The 10,601-nt window shown below is 40.4% G+C and carries 10 protein-coding genes; 1 reads left to right on the forward strand and 9 read right to left on the reverse strand.

The window, feature by feature from the left end; genetic code table 11:
• Nucleotides 1-53: 53 nt before the first annotated feature.
• From BMZ06_RS03620 to BMZ06_RS03665, 9 genes are all read right to left on the reverse strand, one after another.
• Nucleotides 54-1,229, reverse strand: a complete 1,176-nt coding sequence (locus tag BMZ06_RS03620; RefSeq protein ID WP_089750214.1) for a D-alanyl-D-alanine carboxypeptidase family protein — start codon at nt 1,227-1,229, stop codon at nt 54-56.
• Nucleotides 1,230-1,848: 619 nt separating this feature from the next.
• A complete protein-coding gene (locus tag BMZ06_RS03630; protein WP_089750216.1) occupies nt 1,849-3,150 on the reverse strand; it encodes a pyrimidine-nucleoside phosphorylase in 1,302 nt (433 codons plus the stop codon).
• A 27-nt stretch (nt 3,151-3,177) separates the two neighbouring features.
• Nucleotides 3,178-3,999 carry a purine-nucleoside phosphorylase gene (locus BMZ06_RS03635; RefSeq protein WP_089750218.1) on the reverse strand — a complete coding sequence of 274 codons (822 nt, stop codon included), beginning with the start codon at nt 3,997-3,999 and terminating at the stop codon, nt 3,178-3,180.
• A gap of 10 nt (nt 4,000-4,009) precedes the next feature.
• On the reverse strand, nt 4,010-5,188 hold the full coding sequence (gene deoB, locus BMZ06_RS03640) for a phosphopentomutase (protein ID WP_089750220.1): 1,179 nt from the start codon (nt 5,186-5,188) through the stop codon (nt 4,010-4,012).
• A gap of 95 nt (nt 5,189-5,283) precedes the next feature.
• Nucleotides 5,284-6,171 (reverse strand): site-specific tyrosine recombinase XerD, encoded by an 888-nt coding sequence (gene xerD / locus BMZ06_RS03645; protein WP_089750222.1) that lies wholly within the window; start codon nt 6,169-6,171, stop codon nt 5,284-5,286.
• 7 nt (nt 6,172-6,178) lie between these two features.
• Entirely contained in the window at nt 6,179-6,397 is a 219-nt protein-coding gene (locus BMZ06_RS03650; protein ID WP_089750224.1) for a DUF4227 family protein, read from the reverse strand.
• A 198-nt stretch (nt 6,398-6,595) separates the two neighbouring features.
• On the reverse strand, nt 6,596-7,075 hold the full coding sequence (gene fur, locus BMZ06_RS03655; protein ID WP_089750226.1) for a ferric iron uptake transcriptional regulator: 480 nt from the start codon (nt 7,073-7,075) through the stop codon (nt 6,596-6,598).
• Between the two features lie 123 nt (nt 7,076-7,198).
• On the reverse strand, nt 7,199-7,837 hold the full coding sequence (gene spoIIM, locus BMZ06_RS03660; protein WP_089750227.1) for a stage II sporulation protein M: 639 nt from the start codon (nt 7,835-7,837) through the stop codon (nt 7,199-7,201).
• 360 nt (nt 7,838-8,197) lie between these two features.
• Nucleotides 8,198-8,743 carry an NUDIX hydrolase gene (locus tag BMZ06_RS03665; protein ID WP_089750229.1) on the reverse strand — a complete coding sequence of 182 codons (546 nt, stop codon included), beginning with the start codon at nt 8,741-8,743 and terminating at the stop codon, nt 8,198-8,200.
• Nucleotides 8,744-8,848: 105 nt separating this feature from the next.
• On the opposite strand from BMZ06_RS03665, the gene BMZ06_RS03670 reads away from it, so the two are divergent.
• The gene (locus BMZ06_RS03670; protein ID WP_089750231.1) at nt 8,849-9,772 is read left to right on the forward strand and encodes an aldo/keto reductase; all 924 of its coding nucleotides are present in this window, start codon (nt 8,849-8,851) and stop codon (nt 9,770-9,772) included.
• Nucleotides 9,773-10,601: the final 829 nt, after the last annotated feature.

Consider the following 10,601-nt stretch of genomic DNA (forward strand, 5'->3'; position numbering starts at 1 on the left):
TTCGTAAAATCTGCTGCTTATTCCTGCTTAAAAACAATACTAGTGACAAAAAGCTAAAACCTCTGAAAGCTCGTCAAATTCCTCCAGGAACGCTCCCATAAGTTGATGAAGCTTGCCTTCTCTACTTTCTCCTTTGTTTCGAGACGGACTTTAGCTACTTCTTTTCCATCTTTCTCAACGATAACCCATCCCATATGGTCTCCTCTGGAAAGAGGGAGTTCCTTTTGCTCCACTAGTTTTATTTTAGTGTCGTAAGCCTGTTCTTTCTGGGACTTTTTCTTGAGAATAACAACATCTTTTTCAGGAGAAAGTTTAATGTTTTCAGGTTGTCCTCTTGTGATCTTCATGGTTTTTAACGTATCTTTCTTATCGTACAACTTGACTCCTTCATACTGCCCAAAGCCATAGTCAAGGAGGCTTGTGATATCTGAATTACGATCCTTTGGTGTCTCCGCTCCCATTACGACCGCAACCATGTGCATGTCATCCCGCTTCGCTGAAGCAGTTAGACAATATTTTGCTTCAGAAGTGTAACCTGTCTTTAAACCATCCATACCAGGATAGGTTTTAATTAATTTATTTGTAGTGACCAGCCAGAATTCGTTCTCCTTGCCTTTTCGTAAATAATCATCATAGATACTTGTATATTGAGTGACTTCATCGTGCAGTAAGAGTTCACGAGCCATTACAGCCATATCGTGCGCTGTACTATAATGTCCTTTTGCCGGGAGCCCGGTCGGGTTTTCAAAATGTGTGTTTTTAAGACCTAAATCTTGTGCTTTTTTATTCATTTGATTAACAAACTCTTTCTCAGAACCCGCGATACGCTCAGCCATGGCTACACTTGCATCGTTACCAGAAGCTACAGCTATTCCTTTTAACAAGTCCTGAACAGTCATCTCTTCGCCAGCTTCTAGAAAGATCTGTGATCCTCCCATTGAAGCCGCATGCTCACTGATTCTTACTTTTTCATCCAGACTAATGCTCTCTTTTTCCAGAGCTTCCATTATAAGCAAAAGGGTCATTACCTTTGTCATACTGGCAGGAGGAAGTTCCTGATGGGCATCTTTTTCGTAGAGCGTCATTCCACTATTTTTTTCTAACAATATGGCTGATTTAGCAGAATTGACCAGATCGGGTGCAGATTTCTCTTCTGCTTTTATGGATGCTGGCTGTAAAATGCTTAAAGTTACCATTAAAATAAGGATGGAGCCGATGAGTTTTTGCATACAATTGACCTCCAATTTCTGTAAGTGCCCCTATTTTTCCCTTTATATGGTTTTCTATACAGCGTTTTAGGAAAAGAAAAACAAGGTGCAGAATAGGATTCTACACCTTGTTTTTTTGACGTTTTTCTATTTGTGTCCTGTTTCAGCCAATGACGAATTCCCTTTCCAGCATAAGGTTCCTCTTGAAACCTGGATATGATGTACATATGGGCGTGGAATATATGCTGCGCTCCAGCTGTAGCCTATATTGTAATCATCTGGATTAAATTCATCATCGAGCCCCTTCTTTACCCTAAGCATTAAATGATGTTTATCCTCCCATTCCTCCTGGTCAAATCAAATACCGTCTGTTTATGATTTTTAGGAACAATTAATCCCGATCCCTGTAAGGTTTTTTGTTCCTTCTGCAGAAATAAACAATTCTTATACTCCATAAATACCCGTTGGGAGGAATCCAGTTCGGGGTAACAAAAAATACAAGAATTCAAACTTCCTCCTCCTTTCTGCTCCAAAACGTTAAGGAGTCGTTTATGGAAAGAATTTAATAAAAAAAGTTCTCCACTAAAAGGATAGCGAAGAACTCTGGTCGAGATATTGTGACTCGAAAAAACTCAAAATTTTATTTGATGACTGTATAAATAAGCGTAGGTTTTTCTACCTTTTCTTCGGCAATAGAATAAGCATCTAATACTTTAGTAATGGATGCTTGAGAATCTTCATCATCGCTCTGCAGAACAACTAGAGCTTCTCCTTCTTCCACCCAATCTCCTATTTTTTTGTTCAAGGTAATACCGACGCCGTGATTAATCTCATCATCTTTGGTAGCGCGTCCAGCACCCAAGTACATAGCGGCAATGCCGATGGACTCTGCATCAATTGCAGCTACATAGCCGCTCTTCTCCGCTTTCACATCGATCTTGTACTTGGCTTTGGGAAGGTTGTCTAAGTTATCGATCATCGATACATCACCATTTTGCGCTTCCACCAGATTCCGCAAACTTTGAAATGCTTTTCCATTTTCCAAATTCTTAGCCAAAGCCTCATAAGCCTCTTCATAGGAAGTAAACACTTCAGCAAGAACGGTCATATGAGAGGCAAGTTCTAAAGATAATTCTCTTAAATCCTCTACATTCTTTCCTTGCAGAATTTCAGCAGCTTCTTTAATTTCATTAGCATTTCCGACTTCAAACCCAAGCGGTTGATTCATATCACTGATTACCGCAACTGTTTGACGCCCAAGATTGTTACCGATATTCACCATTTCCTGAGCTAAATTCTTTGAATCTTCAAGGGTTTTCATAAAAGCACCAGAGCCCGTTTTAACATCTAACACTATGCCGTCTGCACCGGATGCCAGTTTCTTACTCATAATCGACCCGGCTATGAGAGGCAGGGAATCGACAGTTCCTGTTACATCGCGCAATGCATATAACTTTTTATCTGCAGGTGCCAGGTTTCCTGTCTGTCCAGCTACAGCCAGCTTATGAGTATTCACATTATGGATGAACTGATCCTTTGTCATTTCAATTTCCAGACCCTTAATTGATTCCAGTTTATCTAAAGTACCACCAGTGTGCCCTAGGCCTCGCCCGGACATTTTAGCAACGGGAACACCAACAGAAGCAACTAATGGACCTACAATGAAGGTAACTTTATCGCCTACACCGCCTGTTGAGTGTTTATCCACTTTATGTCCTTTGATAGCAGAAAGATCAATTGTCTCGCCGGAGTCCACCATTGCTTGTGTCAATGTAGCTGTTTCTTCCTGAGTCATCCCTTGAAAATAAATAGCCATCGTAAGTGCCGAGGCTTGATAATCAGGAATATCCCCTTTGGTGTATCCATCTACAAAGAAGTAGATCTCCTCTTTCGTTAGTTCGCCACCATCTCTTTTTTTAACAATGATATCGTACATTCTCATTTAACTCACCCTTTACTATTTATGTTTTCAGGCTGGTAATGACTTTAAAAGTTCTTTAACAAAATCAAGGAAATCCTCTCTCACTTGAGAGGTGGTTTCAATAACTTCATCGTGAGTCAGTGGCTGATCCAATATTCCGGCAGCCATATTGGAAATACAAGAGATCCCCAAAACACGAATTCCTGCATGACTAGCTGTAATAACTTCAGGTACGGTAGACATACCTACAGCGTCTCCGCCTAGTACACGAAGCATTCGAACCTCTGCACCTGTTTCATAGGCTGGACCTGTGTTACCTACGTAAACACCTTCCTGCACATTAATTTCAAGTCTTTCAGCACTCTGTCTAGCATGCTCGATTAAAGCACGGTCATAGGCTTCTGACATATCCGGGAAACGTGGTCCCCTTTCATCGTCATTCGGACCAATAAGAGGGCTGTCACCCATATTGTTAATATGATCCTTAATAATCATTAGATTTCCAGGCTCAAAGGATTCATTAATTCCTCCCGCCGCATTCGTTACAAACAAAGTATCTATACCGAGTTCTTTCATTACACGGACAGGGAAGGTAACCTGCTGCATATTGTATCCCTCGTAATAATGGAAGCGACCTTGCATAGCAATGACTTGTCTTCCTTCTAACTCCCCTATAACCAATTGACCCTTGTGTCCGGAAACAGTTGATTCAGGGAAATGAGGAATCTCTTTATAAAGGATAGTCGTGGAGTTTTGAATTTCATCAGCCAGCACTCCTAAACCCGAACCAAGAATTAATCCTACGGTAGGCTGACCATTTAATTGTTCCCTTATATATTTGGAAGCTTCTTCTACGTGTAAGTGATACATTATACCCCTCCTATTTAATATCGTTTAAAAAACTAGTTCCATGTTCAGGCATTTTGATCGAGAAATTGTCAGATATTGTGGCACCAATATCAGCAAATGTCTGACGCTGATCTAATTCTTTTCCATCTTTAATTCCATTATGATAGACAATCAATGGAACAAGCTCTCTAGTATGATCCGTACCATGATGAACTGGGTCGTTACCATGATCTGCCGTAATGATCAAAAGATCATCTTCATTTAGTAGATCTAGTACTTCTGGAAGACGTTTGTCATAGGCTTCAAGCGCTTCACCATAACCCTCCGGATCTCTGCGATGACCAAACTTTGCATCAAAATCGACAAGGTTTAAAAAGCTCATCCCTGTAAAATCTTTTTCCATCGATTGGACAAGTTTGTCCATGCCATCCATGTTATCATTCGTACGAATTGCTTCAGTTACACCCTCACCATCATAGATATCGGAGATTTTACCGATAGCAATGACATCCAGTTTTTCATCTTTCATTTCATTCATAACTGTCCTTCCAAAAGGTTTTAAAGCATAATCATGACGGTTGGAAGTACGTTCAAAAGACCCTGGTTCTCCAACAAATGGCCGCGCAATTACTCGTCCAACCATATATTTTTCATCTAGTGTCAATTCGCGGCAAAGTTCACAGATCTCGTATAGCTCTTCAGGCGGAACCACATCTTCATGAGCAGCAATTTGAAGTACAGAATCGGCAGACGTGTAGATAATTAAATCACCGGTATTTATGTGATGCTCTCCCAGTTCTTTAATGATTTCTGTGCCGGATGCTGGTTTGTTTCCTACAATGCCGCGTCCTGTTCTTTCTTTAATTTCATTCAAAAGTTCGTCTGGAAATCCATCAGGAAATGTACGAAAAGGCTGATCAATATATAAACCCATAATCTCCCAATGCCCCGTCATTGTATCCTTTCCATTAGATGCTTCTCTCATCGTTGTATAATGAGCTTTAGGCTGTTTTGAAGGCTCGATCCCCTGAATTTCTCTAATATTACTCAATCCAAGCGATCCCATATTCGGCATATTCAACCCATTCATCTGTTCAGCTATGTGACCCAGCGTATGGGCTCCTTTATCATTAAATTGTTCAGCATCCGGAGCCTCTCCGATCCCAACAGAATCCATAACTACTAAAAATACTCTTTTAAATGATTTCATTAACGATCCCTCCTATTTTTTACTTTCCCATAACTTAATAATTTTACGCTAATTTCTATAGATGTAGGATGTCAGACAACTAAAAACAAAAAAGTTTATGCTCGTGGATGATACGAGCGATAAACATCTTTTAATCGTGTTTTAGTTACATGTGTATAAACTTGAGTGGTAGAGATATCAGCATGACCCAACATTTCCTGTACAGCACGCAAGTCCGCTCCATTTTCTAATAAATGTGTAGCAAATGAATGCCTCAGCGTATGAGGAGTGAGTTCTTTCATAATTCCAGCATCCCGGGCAACCGCTTTCAGTATTTTCCAAAAACCTTGGCGTGACAGTTTATTTCCGTGATGATTCACAAATAATTCTTCTGTCTTTTTATTTTTGACCAACGCCCCACGGCCTTGTTCCAAATAGGTTTGCACAGCTTCCTTAGCCAAATCTCCTAGAGGAATAATTCTTTCCTTAGACCCTTTACCTAAACAGCGTACAAATCCCATCGTGAGATGAAGATCGCTTACTTTTAAAGAGACAAGTTCTGTGACGCGAAGCCCTGTGGCATAAAGCATTTCCAGCATGGCTTTATTTCTTAATGATAGAGGATCCTTCGTTTGCACACTAAGGAGTTTGTCCACCTCTTCAGATGAAAGTACTTTTGGCAGCTTCCGTTCTTTTTTGGGGGTTTCTATATGGAGACTTGGATCTTCATTTGTCACCTTTTCCCTTATTAAAAATTGATGGTAGAGACGAATGGAAGACAGCAGCCTGGCCACTGTAGCAGAAGAGCGCCCTTTATCATTCAAATCATGCAGGTATCTCATTATATGTGATCTTGTTACTTGATCCCAATCTGAGAGATTTAGCTCCTGTCGTAAAAACTGCTGGTATTGCGTTAGATCACGCTTATAAGATTGGATGGTATTCGATGATAAACCTCGCTCAACTGTTAAATAATGAAAAAAATCTTCTAACGCGTAATCCATGACCCATCTACTCTCCTAATTGAAAGAATATCGACAGTCTATCCGGCCAGACCGGTTCCAGCGGCTTGTACACCTTTACTGCCGCTCCATTAGGCGGATCATATCGATGTTGCCTTTCATACTCTTCATGTACAAGACGAAGTGCCATATAAAAAACACAAGTACATAAAGTAAACACAATAAGAACTTTAACTAATTCCTGTATATTTTGACGAAAATGAACCATCCTGCTACCCCTTTTCTAGATCCTTTATGTAAAAGGATATGCCCAGATGGACGTCAAATATACATGATTGTTCTACCTACGATAAACCTACACGATTTACGCCAGTTTGTAAATAGATCGAGAAGTATCCCGTCTGTAGAAAATAAAAGTCTCGCAAAAATAAAAAAGCCACTATGTTATTTTCATAGCGGCAGTTTATTAATTCTCTTCGTTTCCCTCTGATGCCGAGGCGGCTACGGCTTGTTTCTGGCAGACGCGGCAAATCCCGTGAAACGTTAATCGATGATCTTTAACTTGGAATCCCCATTGTCCTTCTACAAGCTTTTCAACGTCCCCTAATAAATCTTCCTCGATTTCCTCTACCGATCCACACTCTATGCAAACTAAGTGGTGATGAAAGTGCTCCGCTCCTTCTTTTCGCAGGTCATAACGGGAAACTCCATCTCCAAAGTTTATTTTATCGACAACTTTCAATTCGGATAACAATTCCAGCGTACGATATACAGTAGCCAGACCGATTTCGGGTGCTTTCTCTTTTACGAGGAGGTAGACATCTTCGGCACTTAAATGATCTTCTTCATTTTCTAAAAGCACTCGAACAGTAGCTTCCCTTTGAGGTGTTAACTTATAACTCTGAGAATGCAATTGTTTCTTAATTCTCTCAATACGATGCTCCATATCGTTCGTCCCTCCCTCGTAATCAATTTAATTATAAGCAGAGTCAGAACGAGTGTCAAATTAAAATTATTTTAATCTATGCTTTATAATCATTCTAAATTGAATATGATTATCACTGTTAAATTAATGATAAATCCACTTTAGCACGTAGTCAAGAATGGTATTAGAAAAAAATACTTCAATAGTAGAAGCAACGATCAGTAAAAGCATTAATGCCCCAAATAAAGCGCTGTAGCGAACAAAACCTTTAAGAATGGGTTGATGCACTCTTCTTATAAACAGCTGTTTACAAAGCGTCAAAGAGAAAATCAAGGCCAGCGATCCAGCTATTAAATATACAGGTATGATAAGTAAATTCTGAGGAGCAATAGCTGCTGAGGAAATCAAAAGACCATACCAGCCCATCTGGTTTACTAGAAACCCTACAGAAAACCCCACAACAAGTCCTTTAATAAATAATAGAACGGTAATAATAGGCATGCCAATAACTGAGATACCTAATAAAAACAGCAGAAGCATATATTTTAAATGGTAAAGAATGCTGTCCTTCCACAGCGTAGCTTTTGAGGTTCCATCCATGGAAATATTTTGTTCAAAGAATTGTTTTAAGTAAAAAAAGAGATCCTGCTTTTGAACAAAATTCATGCTGTTAACAATTACAGCTCCGAATATAATCCCCATAATAAATAAGACGAATATAAAAACGAAAATATTTACATGGCTCTGTATCTCTTTTCCTGCCACCCGCATACTATTCTGCATGGAATCTCCACCCTTTCTCATAACCGGTCTATGACCAATCTATGAAGAAAGAGATTAAAGTAGACCACTATTCAATGTATTTAAGATCAACACTTAGATACTGCTTGTCTAATCGAACACTCTCTAGTAAATGTTCATAGATTTCACAAAGGGGATATAGTAGTAACTGACCTTTCTAACATTCCTCCACGATCTCTCTCAATATGATCGCCCCACATAATTATTCAGCCCCTTACCCAGCCCAGGTAAAAAAAGTGTTCGGGAACCACTTTCATTCAGGAAAGTTAGACTTTCTGAAGTGGATCATACGGTCTTCCTCTTATGACACAGTCACGTATCTATACCCAAGGGGTAAAAGCTTTACTCTGAAATTCGAAGCTTCCAGTATAAAAGAGCATAGGCGGTTTTAGCATCCTGAATCCTCTGATTTCTTTCTAATTCTTCAGCTTCCTCCAGCGTTAACTCCATAAGTTCTACGAATTCATCCTCATCCCCATCTGGACGTTGATCCAGGACTTTAATTTGATCTGTGAAATAAATATGGACAATCTCATCAGCAAAACCTGGAGATGTATAAAAAGAGGTCACCCATTCCAAAGAATCTGTAGTATATCCTGTTTCCTCTTCCAATTCTCTAAGCGCACACGTCGAAGCTTCCTCACCAGGCTCAAGTTTCCCAGCTGGGATTTCAACCAGACTTTTTTCCATTGGTTTTCTGTACTGCTCGACGCATATTAATTTGCCTTCATCATTTAGGGCAATCACGGCTACAGCTCCAGGGTGCTTAATTAACTCTCGTTTAGATGTATTTCCATCGGGTAAAGTAACACTGTCAATATTTAATTGGACAATCTTTCCCGTATAGATTGTTTCAGTATGGTAAGTTTTCTCTTCAAACTTCTTCACAGTCTCTCATCCTCTCCATTAATCTATGGATAGTTTATCATATGTGGAAGGGAGAGACCGAAGAATCCCTATACGTATAATGGGAAAATAAGAAAGGATGATAATATGAAGAAACGACAAATTGGGAAATCGGACTTGTATGTATCCGAAATCAGCTTAGGCTGCATGTCTTTAGGTACTGATGAAAAGAAAGCAAAATCCATTATCGACAGGGCAATAGACGCTGGAGTAAATTACTTAGATACAGCTGATCTTTATGATTTTGGAGCCAATGAGAAAATAGTTGGCAAAGCGATCCAGGGGCGCAGGGAAGACCTTATTATCGGATCTAAGGCAGGAAATAACTTCACACCAGGACAGGAAGGCTGGACATGGGATCCATCCAAAAAACATATTAAACGTGCTGTTAAAGACAGCTTGCAGCGTCTCGGCACTGATTATATAGATCTTTATCAGCTTCATGGCGGTACTATTGATGATCCTATGGACGAAACGATCGAAGCCTTTGATGAACTTAAACAAGATGGACTTATTCGTGAATATGGAATATCTTCTATTCGTCCGAATGTTATACGTGAATATGTTAAGAGATCAAATATCTCCAGTGTCATGATGCAGTATAATGCTTTTGATAGAAGGCCAGAAGAAGAAATACTGGACCTACTTTCCGAAAATGATATTAGTGTACTTGCCAGAGGGCCGCTGGCTAAAGGAATGCTTTCATCAAAAGGACACCAAAAAGCTTCCCAAAAAGCCGAAGACGGCTTTTTAGAATATAGTCAGGAGGAAATCCTTGCCCTTACTGAAAAATGGCAGGATTATGGCAGTGAAGCAAGAACAACAACCGCACTTGCCCTGCAATATGTCCTTCACCACCCTGCCGTAGCTACAGCTGTATTTGGAGCTAGTTCAATTGAGCAGGTAGAGGATAACTTAAGCTACTTGGAAGCTGACCCGCTTACGGAACAAATATTCGGCGAAATCCAAACCATGACCAGGCCAATTACCTACCAGAAGCACCGCTCTTAAATATAAGGCTTTGTTATAGTTTATTGTTGATTTTTCATAAGAGGCTTATTACGCAATAGGGCCGGATAGTTGAAGACTCAGTTTCGAGATAAATTGGGTCCGTTACGCTATGAGGAAGGGGCTGGTGGGGAAATAACGGACGCTTTTATAAGAGAGAATGCTATCCTTCTTAATAAGTCCTAAATACTTTTATGACAAGCTAATTCACATCGTTATAGCATGAAAATAGCCTTATGAACATTTGCTTTTTTCTCATAAACCAGTCGATGTCTTAAGTGGTTTCGAGCATCTGATTCGGCCAGGTCCGGAGGGGGACGATGAAGACTCCTGCGGGATGAACATGATCGGTGAGATCCCGATCCCGCAGGGCTACAAAGCCCGAGGAAGCTCACCTCAGAAGAGGTTCGACTAAGAACACCACGTCGTGTGGCAACGTCGAACGACCCTGCGTCTTGCAGGGCCGGAAAGCGAAATCGTCCCCCGGAGGACCTTCCGCTCTACAAATATCTCGACATCAAGTCTTCAACAAAAGGGAGCTTTTCTGTAATATCAACACGGAAGTTTAACAGAGACATTCATGCTAATTTTTTCGCACCATGACATATGAAAATGGTTTCCTAACGGGTATTAGAAGAGTACAGTCAGCGACTTCTACCAAAGGTCGAGATGGCGTGATGTCTTAGAACTCGTAACAGAGACGGGTCTTCGGAAGCAAGTGTACCATGGATTGTCGCTCTCCTCGGAGAAGCACGTAGGGTAGATTACACGTAACGTTTCCGAATGGAGTGGCTGGCTGCAATTTTCCAAAAGGAGGCGGCCCCTTATGCAC

Source organism: Halobacillus alkaliphilus (genome assembly GCF_900113125.1).
GTDB classification, from domain to species: domain Bacteria; phylum Bacillota; class Bacilli; order Bacillales; family Halobacillaceae; genus Halobacillus; species Halobacillus alkaliphilus.

Excerpts from the sequence above, each read along its gene's own strand:
- BMZ06_RS03620 (WP_089750214.1), bottom strand. The coding sequence starts at position 1,229 with ATGCAAAAACTCATCGGCTCCATCCTTATTTTAATGGTAACTTTAAGC.
- BMZ06_RS03630 (WP_089750216.1), bottom strand. The coding sequence starts at position 3,150 with ATGAGAATGTACGATATCATTGTTAAAAAAAGAGATGGTGGCGAACTA.
- BMZ06_RS03635 (WP_089750218.1), bottom strand. The coding sequence starts at position 3,999 with ATGTATCACTTACACGTAGAAGAAGCTTCCAAATATATAAGGGAACAA.
- deoB (WP_089750220.1), bottom strand. The coding sequence starts at position 5,188 with ATGAAATCATTTAAAAGAGTATTTTTAGTAGTTATGGATTCTGTTGGG.
- xerD (WP_089750222.1), bottom strand. The coding sequence starts at position 6,171 with ATGGATTACGCGTTAGAAGATTTTTTTCATTATTTAACAGTTGAGCGA.
- BMZ06_RS03650 (WP_089750224.1), bottom strand. The coding sequence starts at position 6,397 with ATGGTTCATTTTCGTCAAAATATACAGGAATTAGTTAAAGTTCTTATT.
- fur (WP_089750226.1), bottom strand. The coding sequence starts at position 7,075 with ATGGAGCATCGTATTGAGAGAATTAAGAAACAATTGCATTCTCAGAGT.
- spoIIM (WP_089750227.1), bottom strand. The coding sequence starts at position 7,837 with ATGCAGAATAGTATGCGGGTGGCAGGAAAAGAGATACAGAGCCATGTA.
- BMZ06_RS03670 (WP_089750231.1), top strand. The coding sequence starts at position 8,849 with ATGAAGAAACGACAAATTGGGAAATCGGACTTGTATGTATCCGAAATC.